We start from the raw sequence: 17,997 nt of genomic DNA on the forward strand, positions 1-17,997 counted from the left end.
TAAGGTTGATACCAAAATTTTGTATTTTGGAGTTTTCAAACGAAAGCTATGTCGGAAATTATTGGAAAGGCAGAAACTCATGTGACCGAACTTTTGGAAAAAGAACTCGACCCAAAATTTTTGTACCATAATTTGCGACATACCCAGCGTGTAGTTAAAAGTACTAAAGAATTACTCAACAACTACGATTTACCCGAACTGGAAAAAGAAAAGCTCGTTTTAGCAGCTTGGTTCCATGATACCGGATATACGAAAGGGGTAAATGACCACGAGGAAAACAGCTGCGACATTGCCAAGGAATTTCTTTCTGAACACAACTATGCTGCCGATGCCATTGAGACCATTTGTGATGATATCATGGCCACTAAGCGCTTCTACGAACCACAAAAACTATCTGAAAAGATTATTCGTGATGCGGATTCCTCCCATTTTGCCCAAAAAAGCTATTGGGAAACCACTGATTTTCTTAAGGAGGAATTGGAGAAATTAGGTATTGCCCAATATTCCCCAAAAGAATGGCGGGACGAAAACATTAAAATGTTCCGCAACGAACATCAATTCTATACCGACTATGCCCTTGAGAACTGGCAAGAAGGAAAAGAAAGGAATCTGAAGCAATTGGTCAAGGAGAAAAAGACCGAAAAAGAAATTGCCAAAAAAGAGGCTTTAAAGGCAAAGTATAAAAGTGAAAGTCCAGATAGAAGTGTACAGACCCTGTACCGGGTGACCCTAAAAAACCATTTGAAACTCAGCGATATCGCAGACACCAAGGCAAACATATTATTGTCGGTGAATGCTATTATCATTTCTTTGGTACTGGCCAACCTGATTCCCAAACTGGACAATCCTTCAAATACGTACTTGATTTATCCCACTCTAATTTTCATTGTTTTCAGTGTAGTGTCCATGGTATTATCCATATTGGCAACAAGACCTAATGTTACTAGCGGAAAATTTACCAAACAGGATGTTGAGGAAAAGAAAGTGAATCTGCTCTTTTTTGGAAATTTCCATAAAATGGACTTGGATGAATACGAATGGGCGCTCGAAGAGTTGGTTAAGGATAAAGAATATGTGTACTCCTCTTTAACCAAGGACCTATACTTTTTAGGACTTGTTTTGAATAAAAAGTATAAGATTTTAAGAATTACCTACAACATATTCATGGTAGGAATGATAGTTTCCGTAATTGCCTTTGGTATTGCTTTCCGCTTTTTTGGACCGGACAGAATGACGTTCTAATCTTATATCTTCAACTCTTCCATCAAATCAGCATACGTATAGGTACGTTCTGATTTTTTATCCTTGGTATACAATATTTCAGCTCGAATTGCCTTTAAGCCCGTAACCCCTTGAAGTCCTTCAAGCTCCACAATTTCAATATTATTGGTAAAGTATCCTTTGGATTTCAGAAAAGTGATGTACCGCATGTATTCCTTTTCATCTTTGCGCTGAGAGTACACTATGGAAAGTTTTCCTTTCTGTGTTAAACGCTCATTTGTTCCTTTAATGTAGGATTTGTCAATGCGCTTCTTTATGATTTCATATCTCGCATTATACGTACCGTCCACATCAAAACGCTTTTCATCCATCCTAAATCGAATGGCCAGCGGAGTGCTATATACCAAAACCAAGGAAGCAACGTCAAGTTTAACGGGCAGCTCAGGCTTAAGTGCATAGTATTTGTTCTCCATATCGCACATCACCTGAAGTTGCCATAACCTTAGGTTGCTTAAATAAAGCTCATCAAAAATACGGTCGTTGGCAATAGAGCTGCCAATGTACATGTTGTGTTCAACCCCATCGGTCTTATATCGCTCAAAATAATGCGGAAACATTTCTTGGGCCTCAACCTGTTTCTTATCCAACAAAGCGGCCAATTGCATATTGGCCTCCATCACGCTATTATCATAATTACGCCTGTGGTCATAATATGATTCGGTGGTTGGGTCTATTTGGGATTCGTAGTTTTCAACGAGTGCTCCAATATTCCTATCAAGCTTTTTCAAGTGATTGAAAACAGGATTCACTTCCTCTTTCACGAAATCAAAAATCGCCTGTTCGGTATGCGTATACAGTGCTTCTTTTACCTCGTTTAGATAGGTGTCCACCCGAAACATCAATTCCTCGTATATGGGAAGTTTATATTTTTTTACAGCTACATGAAGGACACTATTGATTTCAGAAAGTTGGATCATCAAATCACGCTGAATGGAAACATTCCTTTGCTTGGAAGATTCCTTAATATCAACCTGACCGTATAGCGGATACACATTTTTAAAGGCAATCTCCCTAAACAAAGGTTGATTTCCAATAAGTTCATCAGCCATAAACTTCTTGGCCTCCTCTTGAAATTTCCAATACACGGATGAATGAACCGTGGTACACTCATGTTGAATGATGGCGTCCACTAAATTCTCTTCTTCCTCAATGGAACGCAATACCGCAGAAACTATGAACGGCATTACATCATCAAGCTTGTTTGCATTTACACTGTTCAATTCATTGACAGTATCGGATACCAATTCCAACACACCCAAAAGATTCCCATTATCCGCAATTGGAGCTAGAATAGCACTTCGAATGCCTTGTTCATATAGTCCCTTATAAGGTTGCTGGCCGTTTGATTTCTTGAAATAGTTTTCAACATTAGAGATGGTGAAATACGTATTTTCATCCAACAACTTACCATAAGAACCCTCACAAAGCATGTCCGTACAAACTCCGGTCTCCTTTCCGTTCAACAGAAAGCTCTCAATGCCCTTTCCATAAATTTTCAAGAAACGATTGGTGCCAGAATCATAACCCGCAAAACCAACTCGGATGTTGTTCAGGTTAAAAAGGGACCTAAACGTATCCTGGAAACTCTCCATAAAGTTTTCACTCCCCCTTTTATTGCTTCCAATAAGGGTAGATTTTATCTCGGATATGGAATGTTCAGCGGTCACGTCGAACATGTTGGCAATCACAAATCCCTTGGAAACAAAACTGTTTGGTGGAATTTTCTCCTTCCAAAGGTCTATATTGTCAAAATTCTCCAGAAGCTCATCAACATCCTCCTTCGTCAGTTCCCGTGACTCTTCCGTTGGATGGATTTCCATAAAATCTGCGTTGTACAGCACCCGATAATGTTTCATTAATCCATTCTTATCGGGAATATCGTAAAACAAAGGCCGCTTAAAATCCATTTTATACCCATAATGGAAATTAAGGACTATGATACATTTTAAGATATAGTTGATATCCTTAGGAAGGTTTCTGATTTCCAATTCATAATCCTCGCCCGCATCCTTTAGGATGTTTTTAAAGCGTTCTGATGAATTGAACACAAAATTCTCAAAGGGGGAAGATATGGTCTTGATTTCGTTTTTGCCCAGTACCGGGGAACAAGTGTCAGCCAAAATAATGCGAATCACTTCCTCATATTTGGTCAATAGGCTTAAATCACTAAAGCCCTCTCGAAGTTCGGGATAAGGTGCTTGCGCATCCAATACGAACTTTGCCCGGTCCGCCAAATATTTGTCCTTGCTGTTTAGTTGTTCTTCATAGTGTTCCAACAACTTGTTGAAACTTACCAACTGAAGCATAGGACTCTCCATATTGTAGTCGTGCTGCATACAGTATTTAGTCGTGGTTTAGCTGGTAAAGTTACAAAATCAAAAAATGCGGATGTGTTAAGGGAATCTTTATGGGTTTAAATGCTTTTTTTTAGGGATATTTAGAAAAAAAACTGGTAATGTCTTCCTTTAAACGACTCGACAAAGCCTATGCGAAGGCTAAAATCATCCCTTTTGATGACGACTCAAAATTCATCATTTTTAGCGATTGCCATAGAGGAGACAACAGTTTTGCAGACGATTTTGCCAATAATCGGAACATTTATTTCCATGCCTTGAGCCATTATTACCGAGAAGGTTTCCAATATTGCGAATTGGGCGATGGGGACGAGCTATGGGAAAACATCAGTTTCGAATCCATTTTTGAAGCCCACAAAAATGTGTTCCAATTGCTGAAGCAATTTCATAATGAAAAAAGACTGAATATGGTTTGGGGAAACCATGATATGGTCTATCAGAACCCCAACTACGTTGAAAAATATCTTACCCATTATTTTGAGCCTATTGATGGCTCCGACAAATCCTTGTTTGAAGGGATAAAATATCACGAAGCCCTTCTTCTTAAACATAAAGAAACGGGACAAGAACTGTTCTGCACCCATGGACATCAAGCGGATTGGTGGAACTACGTTTGCTGGCGTATAGGACGATTTTTAGTTCGAATTCTTTGGAAACCACTTCAAGTAGTAGGTATAGCAGACCCAACCAGTCCAGCCAAGAATTACAAGGAGCTTATCCGAATAGAAAAGCGAATAAAACGCTGGATTCTGAAAAACAATTTGCGAATTACGATTGCAGGACATACCCACAGACCCCGATTTCCTGAACCGGGACAGATTCCCTTTTTCAATGATGGTAGTTGTGTACATCCCAGAAGTATAACAGGCATAGAAATAGAAAAGGGAGAAATATCATTAATTAAATGGCAAATTGCCACTAAAACAGACGGTACCCTTCAGATTGTGAGATTGCTTCTGGAAGGACCAGAAAAATTGGTAGATTATATCTGACTAAGCCCTTTTAGCCAATGTTTTAATTGCTTCAACAAAATAGTCAAGTTCTTTTGTTGTGGTATAAACGTTAGGGGTAATTCTGCATCCTTTCACGTTAGCATAGTCTATCGCCACAGTCCATATTTTAAATTCTTCCAATAAGGTTTTCGCCAAATCGTGGGGTTTCATGGTTTTGACCCCAACATTTGCGATTCCACAGCTTCTGTGAGATTCCTTAGGTGTATTGACCACAACGTTCTCAACATTGCGAAGGGGCTCAGACCAATACCGTTGGATAAACCGCAACCTGTTTTCCTTCCGCTCTAAACCAATCATTTCCAAATAATCCATGGAATCATTGATTGTTAAATCTGTATGAACCGGATGTGTTCCTGTATGGTTCAAGTGACGAATCTTGGTTTTGTCATCTTCGTGTTCAGCAAACAAAGGCCAAATCTTTGAAATGTTTTTCTCTTTCACAAAGAGCAGGCCGGCGCCTAAAGGAACACTCAACCATTTATGAAGACTAGATCCGTAGTAGTCACAATCCAACGCGGCAATATCTACCTTAATATGGCCAACAGCATGAGCTCCATCTACCATTACATCAACTCCGTGCGAATGGGCCATATCACAAATTTTTCTGATGGGAAGAATTTGCCCCGTAATGTTCACCATATGGCATACCATCAGTAACTTGGTCTTTGGAGTTATCTGGGATTCATATAGTTCCACGATTTCTTCATCTGAATTGGGATGATTGGGTAAGGAAATTTCTTTGCAAACAATTCCATACCGGTCTCGTTGTTGATGGAAATGGATGCGCATTGCACCATAATCTTGCTGTGCAAAAATCGCTTCATCCCCTTGTTTCCAAGGGAAGCCCCCAATAATCATATCCAGCGATTCGGTGGTATTCCGTGTAACTATCATTTCCTTTTCAGAACAGTTGACCAGTTTTGCCAAACGTGCCGCTACCGCATTTTTGTTGTCCCATTGAACTGTTCGCATATAGTGTGATGCTTCATAGTTGACCATTCGTACATGTTCTATGTATTTGTTCAAAATTGGTGTGGGAACAAAGTTGTAATAGCCATTTTCTAAATTGATGTAGTCTGGCTTTAAGTGATAGTCCATTCGAATGCGCTCCCAAAAGGTGTCTTCATCCGTTGGATAAGGCAGAGTCCTGTCTTGGCCGTACACATCCGAAGGTATTGTCAAAAAAGGAGCGGCCAGAGCTGTTTGTCCCAATCGTTTTAAAAACAGTCGTTTTTCCATATTGGTTGGTTTTCGAGAAATTGGTACTTTTCCGCTAGGCTGAAGTTACAATAAATTAACTCTTCTTGGAAACCTTACAACAACTGATAGACCAAATACCCGTTCGTCATAACTTGGCTTCCCATATCATGCTTTTCGGTATTGTACAAGGCTTCTTTTTATGTTTTGTAATTTTCTTCAGGGCGAGAAAAAATAGAATTTTAGTTTTTTTAGCGCTTTCCGTTCTTTTTCAATCTTTGGTCACTTTGGATATTTACTTGTGCTATACTGGCTTAATGAAGTATACCATGACGTTCAATGATTCCACTGAACCTATAGTTTTGTGCATTGCTCCTTCCTTTTACTTTTTTTTGTTTTGCCTATTACGCCGTGAGAAGGTTACTTTCAAAAAGCATTGGTGGCACCTTGTTTTTCCTGTTGGCTACGCTTTATTAGTAACTCCCTACTTTTTAGCTCCGTTGACTGTAAAATTCAACGCCTATTTAGGTGCCTACCCATCTGGAATTGATTATGTCAAAGTACCTGATTCATTTAATTTTTCCTATTCATGGATAAAAACCCATTTTGACAGGTTGGTGCTTGCAAGCTTTTTCGGATATGGTGTTTTATCCTTTAAACTGGTTTGGGCGGAATGGAAACGCAAAAAAAATGCTCCCAACCAAATAAAGGCTAGCAAGTACTTATTTAGTAGGAATTCTGTAATCATATTGTTCACCGTTTTCGTTTTCGTGTTCTTTATTTTCTATCGATATGATAATGATAGCGGGGATCACTACATTGGGATGATTCAAACCCTCATTATCTTTTCAGTTACATATATTATCCTTGGGGAATCACGGTTTTTTGAAAAATCTTGGATTGCAGATAAATACGAAACACTTACTTTGTCAGGTTTACGATTTAGCGAAATTGATTCATTGGTTAACAAGAAAAGCTATTTTGAATCCCCCTCTGCATCACTAAAAGATCTCGCAGATCAATTGCATACAAGCACAAATCAATTATCCAAAACCATCAACTTACATACGGGCAACAACTTTAACAGCTATATCAATCAAAAAAGGGTAGATGAAGCAAAAAACCGCCTTTTAAATGAAGAATTTGCCCATCTCACTGTGGAAGCTATAGGGCATTCGGTTGGATTTAACTCAAAATCAGCATTTTATGCTGCTTTTAAAAAGTACGCCAACACCTCACCCTCAGCTTTTTTGAAGGAAAACAAAGAGTGATTTTCCTTCTAATTTCTCCCAAATTATAATTCCGAACGCATACTACATCCAATAATTTAAGTTGATGAATTCAAGTTTACACCTTTGGCAAAAACAATTCATCATGAAAACTACTATAAGACGTCACGATTTGGACTGGTTAAGGGTAATCGTTTTTGCATTACTGATTTTATACCATGTAGGAATGTTCTTTGTTCCTTGGGGTTGGCATATCAAAAACAATGAGATTTACGAGTGGCTTAGGTGGCCCATGCTATTTCTGAATCAATGGAGATTGCCCATTCTTTTTGTTATTTCAGGAATGGGAACCTACTATGCACTTGGAAAACGATCTACTGGTAAATTTGTATTGGAACGTTATTTACGACTAGGTATTCCCTTAGCTGTAGGCATGTTGCTCATTGTACCTCCCCAAGTATATTTTGAGCGCTTGGCCAATGGGGCTTTCCAAGGTTCATATTTTGAGTACTATACCAGCATTGCGTTCAAAGGAATATATCCGGAAGGAAACCTTAGTTGGCACCATCTTTGGTTTCTTCCTTATCTATTTTTGTTCTCACTCTTACTGGCCCCATTATTTGTTTACCTAAGAAATCATGATACGGCAATGATAAAAAACATAGGGAGAATTATGAATACTTCCCTGGGGATGTATGTATTCATTGTTCCACTGTATTTCATTGAAGTTTTGGTGGAACCTTTTTTCCCAGTAAACCATGCATTGATAGGCGATTGGTTCACCATCAGCTTCTACATCGTATTGTTTTTCAGTGGTTTTATTTTAATAGCTACTGGAGATGTTTTCTGGATAAATCTGAACAATGTAAAGAAAAAAGCCCTTTACATCGGCTCAGGTGCTTTTCTAACATTGTTGTTTATTTGGCTGTTTTTAGAAGACAGTACTTTGGTTCATTTTATTGAAGGATTTGTCAAAGTAGTTAATCTTTGGTCTTGGATATTAGTTCTCTTTGCCTACGCGGTAGACTACTTGAATAAACCCAGCAAACTTTTAGCCTATTCCAACCGCGCTGTATATCCCTTTTACATTTTGCACCAAACCATAACCGTAGGAATTGCGTATTACCTTATGGATTTAAAATGGGGATTCTGGTCAAAAGCCTCTGTTTTGGTTATTGGCACTTTTGGGCTGAGTTGGCTGGTATATCATTTTATTATCTTGCAAATTCCATTGATACAGCCCTTGTTTGGAGTGAAAAGAAAAAAAGCCCACTGAAAAGTGGGCTCAATTTTTTAGAAAAAGTAAGACAACCCAAACAGCAGGTCAGAACCATTTATACTGAAGTTAAAGTTTTGACCTTCATTTTCAGAGTTTTCATTTTCGGAATTAAAGGATGAATATCCCAACACACCTATTGATGATTCCAAAGCCAGGTTTTTTGTGGCGAAAAAAGAAACTCCAGGTCTTAAATTCACAAAAAAGTTATCTCCACTGGATGTTCTCCTTTCTGAATTCTCGAAAATCTCCTCTGACCATGATTTTCCGTAACCCACTTCTCCTTGCATGTAAAACGCCAAATCAGGCGTTACACCAAAATATCTTCTAACATATGGAGCCAGTGATATCCCTTCGCTTTTGAATTCTGAAAAGGAGGCATCCTGACCTTCTTGGATTCTCTCAGTATCTGAATTGTTTACTGAGTAATCTGCTAACAAGCCAACCACCCAATTGTCACTAAACACATAACCGACTCTTGGAAATAATGATACTGATGAAAAATCCCTGTTCAACTCTTCGGAAAATACATCAATGATTTCTCCATTGCCGTCTGTTATCGTATTGTTTATGCTTGAGTCAAAAGTATCAGTTCGGAAAGATACATTACCGCCCAAAGTCCAAGTACCTTTTTCAATGGTAAGTTTGTCCTTTTTTTGTTCTTGGGCATAGATCAAGCATGTCGAAAGCACTACCGCTAAAAAAAATCTTTTTTTCATTTTTTGTTTTGATTTATAGTTTAAGCCAAACAAGCATCAAGCATTGTTCCCATCATAAGGTTCCTTACTGGTTTGTGAAGACTTTAACTCGGCATCCTCTCCCCTTATCGATTTAACTCCATTTTATAACCCAAATGGCAAGGTATTTGTTAACTTTAGCAATGGTTAACGACCAAATTGCTATGCGAAAGTCCATAATCTTACTGTTCTTCTTCGCTATTGGGCTCCTTTCCATGCAGGCTCAAGGGGATATTCCAACAACTAGACCTTTGAAAATAGGTGAGAGAAACAACTTGGATATTAAGAGTAGTAATCAAGGTACTTTGCTTAATATGCCCTCGGTATTAGATAATAACCTCGTTTCAAAAAACAACAAACCTGGAGTCAAGATGTTGCCGGACAAAGAGTTATTACAGGCGGGTCATGATTTGGTAATTGATCCCAAGGTTGGCGAAAAAGAGAAGAAAGGGTCCAAAAAGCATTATGGCGATCAGTACTTGGGCGATATCAAAACCAGTGCAAAATTTGTTGGCATTGTGTGCAGAGATCACGAGTATGTGGACGGCGATCGAGTAAAGATTTATTTGAATGGAGAGGTCGTAGAGGCCAATATTCTGTTATCTGGAACTTTTAAAGGTGTAAACATTGATTTGGTAAAAGGTTTTAACAGAATAGACTTTGAGGCGCTCAATCAGGGTAGTTCCGGCCCCAACACGGCACAAGTTGTGGTCGCCGATGAAAAAGGAGTCGTCATCCATAACAACCGTTGGAACCTTTCCACAGGCTCCAAAGCAAGTTTAATTGTAGTTAAGGAAGAAGAATAAAAACTACTCTCCGGGGCGATAGGTTTTTTTCGCTCGCTTTAGCACATCCTCTTTATAGTAAGCGGCATCCTTCCAATCCTCATTGGCATACATTTCTATTTGATCATCAAAATGAGGTGAATCTGGATCACCACTCTGCCCACCTGCCAAAATAGTCTTGGCTTTCACTTTGTCACCAAATTCAACCACAGCCACGAAGCTGTTCCCTCGCGTACCATATATCTTTTTCGTATTGTTATCGTATCGAGCGCCATACGCTGCAAGCGCACCCCACCTCCCACTAGCAAAACCAATGGGAATACTAGGTTTCGCATCATCAAAAGCTTGGCGAATATCCCCATTTAACCGCTGATACCTGTTTACCTCCCCCCAAGGCATTTCCCATGAGCCAAAATCCGCCTTAAGTTGATTCACTGTTTCTTGAAACAATGCCAGCTTCTCTTGGTCAGGGGATTCACTTCCCCAATACTCCACTAATTGCATGGAATACATCCCTTTCGGTCGTTCCGCTTGCATGTAACTTTGCGTACCATAAAAATGCGCTAAAGTCATGGCTACAGATTCCGTTGAAGTGGTAAAATCCCAGTTTCTTAGTAGCTCTATGGGTTCTTTCAATTCTGAAGTTGGGTTCGTATCATAAGCTTTAACCAACCCTGGAATTAAGGCTTTAAAAGCTGGCAAATACGGGTCATGTCCCAAAGCAATCAAACTATCTAAAGTATATTCATTTCTACCGGTTAATAATTCAATAGCATGAACTCCCCTGAAGTTTTCTTGGTCACGAGACATGTATTTTGGGTAATCCTCTCGCTTAGGGCTATTTTCCAAAGCCGAAGTATAGGGAGTGGAATTGCAATTTTGAATCCAACCATTATTTGGATTCAAAACCAATATATTTTCATCTACCGTGTGCAATCCCTTCCAATCCGTGGCAGGGTTACTTCCATCAACGGGTTGCGTAAAATCGAAAATGGTATCTCTTTTAGGAATGAAATTACCGTGGAAGTAGGCGATGTTTCCTTCCGCGTCTGCATAAACCGTATTGTTCGAAGAATTGGTTCGAATATCCATCATTTTTCGGAATCCTTCATACCCATCTTGTTTTGTCCGGATATAAGATTGCTCCAAGGCTTTAACCGGCTCCCACATCATGGCAGAGGCTGTCCATTGCCCCTCTACCATATGTGTTATTGGTCCGTGATGCGTATGATATATAGGAAAGGTCTTTTCCTTGATTTCATCTCCATCCTTATACCTTAAGGTAACCTCAGTGGATTCTACCCTCCTCAATTCTTCCGCGTACTGGTAAAGCAAAGTTCCATCTTGCTTTACTACTTCCTCTTTAAATTCGTCCATCACATCTGTGTAAGTGGAGGTATGCATCCAACCTGTTTTTTCATTGAAACCTTGATATACAAAAAATTGCCCCCAGGTCACTGCTCCATAAGCGTTTAACCCTTCTTCACTCACAACATGTACTTCTCCTCTAAAATAGAATGAAGTATGTGGATTAATCAACAGCATGGCGTTGCCGGACTGTGTCAATTCTCCAGAAATAGCGATTCCATTGGACCCCTGGGGTTCGGCCATCTCTTTTTGCTTCTTTATTTCTAATTTCTCCATTTCGGGAATTTCCATATCGCCTTCGTAAAAGGCTTGGATTTTCCTAGTAGAAATTCGTTCAATGTCACCACCTATACTTCCTTCACTAAAATAGAAAGGCATCCAGGGTTCAAAACGGGTCAAAAGTTTGGGTGTTACCTCTGGATGTGTGTGTAGATAGTAGTTGATGCCATCTGCAAAGGCATCACATAGCTTCTTTAACCAATCTGGACTTCTCTCATAATTAGCTATGGCTTCTTCTTGGGTCATAAATAGTCTAGCGCGCAAATCGCTATAAATAGCATCCTCACCTTCTACCTCTGCCAACCGACCAATGGCCCAAATGTAATTTTGTTCCACGCGATTAAAATCATCCTCGCACTGGGCATAAAGCAATCCAAAAACAGCATCGGCATCTGTTTTTCCGTAAATATGTGGAACCCCAAAATCGTCTCTAATTATTGTAACGCTTTCCGCTTGAGCTTCCCATTTTTCAACTTCGGTGAGCTCCTTTTTCTGCGCACAAGAAGACAAAATCAACAAGAAAATTAGACTAAGGGTTCTCATTTAGATGTATTTAAGGATTGTCGAGTGAAGATAACAAGAAAACTACCAACTCCCACTAGCACCACCACCTCCAGAACTACCACCACCTCCAGAAAAACTGCTGGAGCTCCCACTGCTCGAGCTTGAGCCAAAGGAATGCGTTCCTCCCGAAGAAAATGTTTTGGACATGTATTTGCTATCGCTTTTAAGGAATGAAAGCTTGAAATCTTCCTTTCCTTTGATTCGAATTTTCAAGACGGCCAAAAGCATAGCTAGTCCTAAACTACCAATAACTACATAGATTAACCAGTTTAAATCGTCCAATAGGTACTCGTATTTTGCAATATCAATTTCCCAAATCATGACAACAAAGACGAGGGGCATGACCACAAAAACCATAGAAAACACTAAGGGAATAAAACTGAACAGTGCCATAAAAATACCTGGAACGACACCCAATTTACCTATGAACATTCCCCGAAACACCTCTATCATTTTGCCATAGGACTTGTAGGAAATAAATCCTCCAGCCACCACAAAAATGGATAGAAAAAACATCATGAAAATCTTGACTCCCGAGCCCATGTCAGATTCTTCATCCATTTCATTCTTGAATTCCTCCAGAGCCTCAGGGTCATTCAAAAATTGGATAATCTGATTAGTGGCCAAGTCCAATCCTTCAAAATAGTTTTCTTCCTTAAACTCGGGAATCATGGTATTCCTTATAATTCTGGATGCCAAAGCATCTGTAATAAAAGGTTCCAGACCATAGCCCACTTCTATTCTCACCTCCCTATCTTCCTTCGCAAAAAGAATCAGTATTCCATTGTCCTTATCCGCTTGGCCCAATCCGTTCTGGTTGAAAGTCCCGCTGGCATATTGTTCAATGGTCTCACTGCCTAATCGTTGAATGGTGAGTACAACCAACTGATTGGTGGTCTCTGCCTCAAATTGACTGAGTTTTGCCCTCATCCCCAATAATTCCGCATTGCTGAAAATGTTGGCATGGTCCGTAACTATTTCTTGAAGCTGTGGATAGTCCTCTTGCGACAATGCCATGGTCACAAAAAGCATCTGAAAATAAAGAAATGCTGTTTTCATTAATTACAAACTGTATCCTCTCAAAGATAGTATAAGTGGGTCTTGTTCACGTTTTTCAGTTCATGAAGACCCTTTTTGGTTTTACCGGCCTAAAATTTGAACTAACTTGCACACTCTTTCCCAAAAGCTATGTCAGAAAAAAAAGTAAGCATCCTCAAGGCGTTCAAAACTATTATTTGGCCCAAAAGAAAATTAGTGCTTATTGGTTTGCTCCTAATCGCCATTAGCAAAGCGGCAAGCTTTGTTGCTCCAATTGCATCAAAATATCTTATTGATGATGTTATTGTAAAAAAGGATTATACCATGCTCAAGTATTTGGTTGCCGGTGTCATGCTGGCCATTTTGGTACAGGCCATAACCTCATTCCTTCTCACCCGAATAGTCAGCGTACAAGCACAATATTTAATATCAGAGCTGCGTGCTCAGGTGCAAAAAAAAGTGCTGGCCCTACCCATCAGCTTTTTTGACAACACAAAATCGGGGGCCTTGGTATCCCGAATCATGTCAGATGTAGAAGGTGTTCGCAATCTTATTGGTACTGGATTAGTACAGTTGGTCGGAGGAACAATCACGGCGGTGGTGTCATTGATTCTGCTTTTAGACATCAGTGTTCCTATGACCCTGATAACCTTTATTCCATTGATTGTTTTTTCTGTGATTGCTCTGAAAGCTTTCAAGATTATTCGGCCCATTTTCCGAAATAGGGGAAAAATCAATGCAGAAGTAAAAGGAAGACTTACGGAAACGCTCGGGGGAATACGTGTAATCAAAGGTTTTAATGCCGAAAAACAAGAGGAAGCGGTTTTTGAAGTGGGCGTGGACCGCTTGTACCAAAACGTAAAAAAGAGTTTGACCACGACAGCATTTATGTCGAGCTCCTCCACATTTTTGTTAGGTGTGGCCACCACAAGTGTTATGGGCTTTGGCGGATATCAAATTATTGAGGGTAGTTTGACCGTTGGCGAATTTGTACAGTTTACCATTTTATTGGGGCTTATGATTGCTCCGATTGTTCAGATGAGCAATATAGGGAGTCAGTTGACCGAGGCCTTGGCAGGATTGGATAGAACGGAAGAATTGATGAACACTCCGGAAGAGGCAGAAGAGGGTGAACGCACCCTTCAACTGGATTCCATTTTGGGCAACGTGAATTTCATCAACGTCTCATTTTCCTATGAAGAGGAAAAAGAAGTGCTGCACAATATCAGCTTTAAGGTAAAATCAGGACAAGTTGTTGCTTTAGTGGGGAGTTCCGGTTCGGGAAAATCGACCATAGCAGGATTGGCAGCCAGTTTTTTAAAGCCCAATTCTGGAACCATTACCATTGATGGACAAGATTTATCCCAAGTGGACCTCAATAGTTTTAGGCAATATTTGGGTGTGGTACTTCAAGATAACTTTTTGTTTGAGGGAACCATTAGAGAAAACATTCTCTTCCCCAGGCCAGATGCATCCGAAGAGCAGTTACAGAGAGCGGTTAAAGCAGCCTATGTAGACGAGTTCACCGATAGGTTTGATGAAGGCTTGGATACATTGATAGGTGAACGAGGGGTTAAGCTATCAGGTGGTCAGCGGCAGCGTATTGCCATCGCGAGAGCTGTTTTGGCAGACCCAAGAATTCTTATTTTGGACGAGGCCACATCCAACTTAGACACAGAATCTGAAGCACTTATTCAAAAAAGTTTAGCCGAATTGACCAAGGGAAGGACCACTTTTGTAATAGCACACCGTTTAAGTACCATTCGTAAAGCGGACCAAATTTTAGTTATTGAAAGTGGGAGAATTGCAGAACAGGGTACCCATGAAGAATTGATTGCTTCCGAAGGGAGGTATTACAATCTCTTTACTTATCAGGCTAGGATATAATCGCCTTTGTCATTCCCATTTTCATGGGAATCCATCAAACGTTTTCTATGGATTCCTGCCTTCGCAGAAATGACAAAAAAGAATCAGATTTCTTCTGGCGCTAGTTCCACTTCCAGCCCTTCGAGCTCTGGAGTGATATGGATTTGACAACCCAATCTGGAATTGTCCTCAACATTAAAAGCTTCGGACAGCATGGCTTCCTCATCATCCGATTTTTCAGGAAGATCATGACCTGAATTCACATAACATTGACACGAAGCACACATGGCCATACCGCCGCAAATGCCAATTGTACCCTCAGGAGCAAGCTCGTAGGAACGCACCACCTCCATCAGGTTCATGTTCATATCCGTTGGTGCATCCACTTCATGCAGTACACCTTGCCTATCCGTGATTTTGATTTTAATGTCGCTCATTTAAGTACTTTAGACGCCATAAAAGTCCGCAAGAAACAAAATTCCTTACTATTCTATCGCTTTGACCACTGCTTTTGGAGCTTCTTTTTTACTACCATCAAATCCAGTCACTCCTCCAACGGTTGTATATTTCATGACGTACTTTTTATCTGGGTGGATACGTTGGTAGGCACTTTGGCACATCAAAGTGGCTTCATGAAAACCGCACAAAATCAACTTTAGTTTTCCGGGATAGGTATTCACATCGCCAATGGCATATATTCCTGGGATGTTGGTTTGATAATCCAGGGTGTTATCCACTTTAATGGCGTTCTTTTCAATTTCAAGACCCCAATCTGCGATTGGTCCTAGCTTTGGAGATAGTCCAAACAATGGAATAAAATCATCCACCTCCAAGTCTATTTTTTCTCCTGAATCCGTTTTTTCGATCACAACCCTCTCCAGTTTTTCTGCTCCTTCCAAACTTCTAACCTCAGCTGGGGTAATCAAGTTAATTTTTTTCTGGTTTTTGAGTTGTTGCACTTTCTCTACTGAATCCAGAGCTCCACGAAACTCATTTCGTCTGTGTACCAAGGTAACTTCTGAAGCTACATCTGCTAGAAAGATAGACCAGTCCAAGGCTGAATCGCCCCCTCCGGCAATTAAAACCCTTCTATCTCGAAAAACTTCCGGCTCTTTTATCATGTAAACTATGCCCTTATCTTCATAATCAGAAAGGTTGGGCAATTGAGGTTTTCTTGGTTCAAAACTTCCAAGACCTCCAGCGATGGCCACAATTGGAGCTTTATGTTGAGTTCCTTTGTTCGTGGTAACCACAAATGAACCATCTTCTTGTTTTTCAATAGTCTCCGCCCGTTCCCCTAGAGTAAATCCTGGTTGGAATGGCTTAATCTGCTCCATGAGATTATCCACCAATTCTCCGGCCAATACCTCTGGAAACCCAGGAATATCATAGATTGGTTTTTTTGGATATATCTCGGCACACTGTCCACCAGGTTGGGGAAGTGCATCAATAATATGACATTTTAGTTGAAGTAACCCTGCCTCAAAAACAGCAAAAAGACCCGTAGGTCCCGCTCCAATAATCAAAATATCGGTTGTAATCATGTAAAATGTTTTGAAGGGTGCAACTTACATTTTGCCTTATGAAGTAATTATGATTTTAGTCATACTAACTTAAGTTGACCACTTCCTCAATTTGTGGTGCATATTTTTTTATGGTCATTTCAACACCACTTTTAAGCGTCATTTGGTTGACACTGCACCCGATACAATTCCCTTCCAACTTCACCTTCACTGAATTTTCATTATCAATGGAAATCAATGAGATATCGCCTCCATCACTTTGAAGAAAAGGTCTTATCTCTTCCAAAGCTTTCTCTACATTGCTACGTAATTCTTCTGATGTCATACTCATTTCTTTTTGACCGCTGCACAACCGGCCATAGTTGTAATTTTAATTGCTTCAGTAGGTGGCAAATCAGTATTTCTTCTAACCAATTCGCTAACCACATTTTTAGTCAACTCTTCAAAAGCTTCCTCTGTTGGCGTAGCCGTTTGAAGCGCTGCCGGCCTTCCTACATCTCCTGCTTCCCGAATACTTTGAACCAAAGGTATTTCACCTAAAAAAGGGACGCCTAAGTCTTCAGCAAGGTTTTTGGCCCCATCTTTTCCAAAGATATGATATTTGTTATCAGGTAACTCCTCTGGAGTGAAATAGGCCATATTTTCTATTATTCCCAATACGGGAACGTTAATCGCCTCTTGTTGGAACATGGCTACACCTTTGCGGGCATCTGCCAAGGCAATTTCTTGCGGAGTACTGACCACCACAGCTCCCGTAACGGGCAAAGACTGCATAATGCTCAGATGGATATCCCCAGTTCCTGGAGGCAAATCCAAGAGCAAAAAGTCCAGTTCATCCCAATGGGCATCAAAAATCATTTGATTCAAGGCTTTGGATGCCATAGGTCCCCTCCAAATAACTGCCTGGTTCGGTTGGGTGAAAAAACCAATGGAAAGCATTTTGACCCCATAATTTTCAACCGGTTTCATTTTTGCCTTACCATCCACGTTGATGGAAAGGGGTTTTTCCAAAGCAACATCAAACATGATGGGCATGGATGGTCCGTAAATGTCGGTATCCAAAAGACCAACTTTAAAACCCATTTTGGCCAAAGTTACCGCAAGGTTGGCGGTAACCGTAGACTTACCCACGCCTCCTTTACCTGAGGCAACGGCAATGATGTTTTGGATTCCAGGAATGGGTTTCCCCTTGATTTGGTTCACTTTAGGTTTTGCCGGAGCATCCACCTTAAGGTTCACCTTTATTTTTGCTTTTTGATAGACTTCTTGGTGTATTATCTTTAATATCTCTACCTCGGTCTTCTTTTTGGCTTGAAGACTTGGATTCTTTATGGTTACATCTACCTCAACCTCATCACCAAAAACCTGAACATTGGTCACTGCTCCGCTCTCTACTAAATTCTGTCCCTCTCCTGGTGCAGAGATTTTTTCCAATGCTTTAAGAATGTCTGCTTTATTAAACTTCATCAATCGTTTTGTTTGCCGTC

General features: G+C 40.2%; 15 protein-coding genes. 6 read left to right on the forward strand and 9 right to left on the reverse strand.

All coding sequences use genetic code 11. The annotated features are described in order from the left end of the window. Positions 1-48: 48 nt before the first annotated feature. Positions 49-1,242: a Pycsar system effector family protein gene (locus CLV81_RS02455; protein WP_106143473.1), complete on the forward strand. Its 1,194-nt coding sequence runs from the start codon at positions 49-51 to the stop codon at positions 1,240-1,242. A gap of 2 nt (positions 1,243-1,244) precedes the next feature. Here CLV81_RS02455 and CLV81_RS02460 read toward each other — a convergent pair whose 3' ends face one another. Then, a complete protein-coding gene (locus tag CLV81_RS02460) occupies positions 1,245-3,617 on the reverse strand; it encodes a GAF domain-containing protein (RefSeq protein ID WP_106143474.1) in 2,373 nt (790 codons plus the stop codon). Positions 3,618-3,736: 119 nt separating this feature from the next. Here CLV81_RS02460 and CLV81_RS02465 point away from each other — a divergent pair, with 119 nt between their 5' ends. Beyond that, complete coding sequence (locus tag CLV81_RS02465; protein ID WP_106143475.1) at positions 3,737-4,627, forward strand: metallophosphoesterase; 891 nt, start codon at positions 3,737-3,739, stop codon at positions 4,625-4,627. On the opposite strand, the gene CLV81_RS02470 is transcribed toward CLV81_RS02465, so the two are convergent. Beyond that, on the reverse strand, positions 4,628-5,887 hold the full coding sequence (locus tag CLV81_RS02470) for an aminotransferase class V-fold PLP-dependent enzyme (protein ID WP_106143476.1): 1,260 nt from the start codon (positions 5,885-5,887) through the stop codon (positions 4,628-4,630). A gap of 65 nt (positions 5,888-5,952) precedes the next feature. Between CLV81_RS02470 and CLV81_RS02475 the strand changes: the two genes are divergently transcribed. Continuing rightward, the gene (locus CLV81_RS02475) at positions 5,953-7,116 is read left to right on the forward strand and encodes a helix-turn-helix domain-containing protein (protein WP_106143477.1); all 1,164 of its coding nucleotides are present in this window, start codon (positions 5,953-5,955) and stop codon (positions 7,114-7,116) included. Positions 7,117-7,219: 103 nt separating this feature from the next. Further along, a complete protein-coding gene (locus CLV81_RS02480; RefSeq protein ID WP_211297983.1) occupies positions 7,220-8,350 on the forward strand; it encodes an acyltransferase family protein in 1,131 nt (376 codons plus the stop codon). Positions 8,351-8,367: 17 nt separating this feature from the next. On the opposite strand, the gene CLV81_RS02485 is transcribed toward CLV81_RS02480, so the two are convergent. Further along, complete coding sequence (locus CLV81_RS02485; RefSeq protein WP_106143478.1) at positions 8,368-9,069, reverse strand: autotransporter domain-containing protein; 702 nt, start codon at positions 9,067-9,069, stop codon at positions 8,368-8,370. Between the two features lie 182 nt (positions 9,070-9,251). Here CLV81_RS02485 and CLV81_RS02490 point away from each other — a divergent pair, with 182 nt between their 5' ends. Beyond that, positions 9,252-9,893, forward strand: coding sequence for a hypothetical protein (locus CLV81_RS02490; RefSeq protein WP_106144878.1), 642 nt, complete (start codon positions 9,252-9,254; stop codon positions 9,891-9,893). A gap of 3 nt (positions 9,894-9,896) precedes the next feature. Here the strand turns inward: CLV81_RS02490 and CLV81_RS02495 are convergent, their stop codons facing one another. Together CLV81_RS02495 and CLV81_RS02500 are read right to left on the reverse strand one after the other, a co-directional pair. Further along, entirely contained in the window at positions 9,897-12,062 is a 2,166-nt protein-coding gene (locus CLV81_RS02495; protein ID WP_106143479.1) for an acylase, read from the reverse strand. Between the two features lie 42 nt (positions 12,063-12,104). Further along, on the reverse strand, positions 12,105-13,142 hold the full coding sequence (locus tag CLV81_RS02500; protein WP_106143480.1) for a TPM domain-containing protein: 1,038 nt from the start codon (positions 13,140-13,142) through the stop codon (positions 12,105-12,107). A 129-nt stretch (positions 13,143-13,271) separates the two neighbouring features. Between CLV81_RS02500 and CLV81_RS02505 the strand changes: the two genes are divergently transcribed. Next, positions 13,272-15,008: an ABC transporter ATP-binding protein gene (locus CLV81_RS02505; protein WP_106143481.1), complete on the forward strand. Its 1,737-nt coding sequence runs from the start codon at positions 13,272-13,274 to the stop codon at positions 15,006-15,008. Between the two features lie 83 nt (positions 15,009-15,091). On the opposite strand, the gene CLV81_RS02510 is transcribed toward CLV81_RS02505, so the two are convergent. From CLV81_RS02510 to CLV81_RS02525, 4 genes are all read right to left on the reverse strand, one after another. After that, positions 15,092-15,424, reverse strand: a complete 333-nt coding sequence (locus tag CLV81_RS02510) for a 2Fe-2S iron-sulfur cluster-binding protein (protein WP_106143482.1) — start codon at positions 15,422-15,424, stop codon at positions 15,092-15,094. A 48-nt stretch (positions 15,425-15,472) separates the two neighbouring features. After that, the gene (locus tag CLV81_RS02515) at positions 15,473-16,531 is read right to left on the reverse strand and encodes an NAD(P)/FAD-dependent oxidoreductase (protein ID WP_106143483.1); all 1,059 of its coding nucleotides are present in this window, start codon (positions 16,529-16,531) and stop codon (positions 15,473-15,475) included. A 64-nt stretch (positions 16,532-16,595) separates the two neighbouring features. Beyond that, positions 16,596-16,835: a NifU family protein gene (locus CLV81_RS02520; protein ID WP_106144879.1), complete on the reverse strand. Its 240-nt coding sequence runs from the start codon at positions 16,833-16,835 to the stop codon at positions 16,596-16,598. A 2-nt stretch (positions 16,836-16,837) separates the two neighbouring features. Continuing rightward, a complete protein-coding gene (locus CLV81_RS02525; protein ID WP_106143484.1) occupies positions 16,838-17,977 on the reverse strand; it encodes an Mrp/NBP35 family ATP-binding protein in 1,140 nt (379 codons plus the stop codon). Positions 17,978-17,997 lie beyond the last annotated feature (20 nt).

Source organism: Flagellimonas meridianipacifica (genome assembly GCF_003001695.1).
Taxonomy (GTDB): Bacteria; Bacteroidota; Bacteroidia; order Flavobacteriales; family Flavobacteriaceae; genus Flagellimonas; species Flagellimonas meridianipacifica.

Excerpts from the sequence above, each read along its gene's own strand:
- CLV81_RS02455 (WP_106143473.1), top strand. The coding sequence starts at position 49 with ATGTCGGAAATTATTGGAAAGGCAGAAACTCATGTGACCGAACTTTTG.
- CLV81_RS02460 (WP_106143474.1), bottom strand. The coding sequence starts at position 3,617 with ATGCAGCACGACTACAATATGGAGAGTCCTATGCTTCAGTTGGTAAGT.
- CLV81_RS02465 (WP_106143475.1), top strand. The coding sequence starts at position 3,737 with ATGTCTTCCTTTAAACGACTCGACAAAGCCTATGCGAAGGCTAAAATC.
- CLV81_RS02470 (WP_106143476.1), bottom strand. The coding sequence starts at position 5,887 with ATGGAAAAACGACTGTTTTTAAAACGATTGGGACAAACAGCTCTGGCC.
- CLV81_RS02480 (WP_211297983.1), top strand. The coding sequence starts at position 7,220 with ATGAAAACTACTATAAGACGTCACGATTTGGACTGGTTAAGGGTAATC.
- CLV81_RS02485 (WP_106143478.1), bottom strand. The coding sequence starts at position 9,069 with ATGAAAAAAAGATTTTTTTTAGCGGTAGTGCTTTCGACATGCTTGATC.
- CLV81_RS02490 (WP_106144878.1), top strand. The coding sequence starts at position 9,252 with ATGCGAAAGTCCATAATCTTACTGTTCTTCTTCGCTATTGGGCTCCTT.
- CLV81_RS02495 (WP_106143479.1), bottom strand. The coding sequence starts at position 12,062 with ATGAGAACCCTTAGTCTAATTTTCTTGTTGATTTTGTCTTCTTGTGCG.
- CLV81_RS02500 (WP_106143480.1), bottom strand. The coding sequence starts at position 13,142 with ATGAAAACAGCATTTCTTTATTTTCAGATGCTTTTTGTGACCATGGCA.
- CLV81_RS02505 (WP_106143481.1), top strand. The coding sequence starts at position 13,272 with ATGTCAGAAAAAAAAGTAAGCATCCTCAAGGCGTTCAAAACTATTATT.
- CLV81_RS02510 (WP_106143482.1), bottom strand. The coding sequence starts at position 15,424 with ATGAGCGACATTAAAATCAAAATCACGGATAGGCAAGGTGTACTGCAT.
- CLV81_RS02515 (WP_106143483.1), bottom strand. The coding sequence starts at position 16,531 with ATGATTACAACCGATATTTTGATTATTGGAGCGGGACCTACGGGTCTT.
- CLV81_RS02520 (WP_106144879.1), bottom strand. The coding sequence starts at position 16,835 with ATGACATCAGAAGAATTACGTAGCAATGTAGAGAAAGCTTTGGAAGAG.
- CLV81_RS02525 (WP_106143484.1), bottom strand. The coding sequence starts at position 17,977 with ATGAAGTTTAATAAAGCAGACATTCTTAAAGCATTGGAAAAAATCTCT.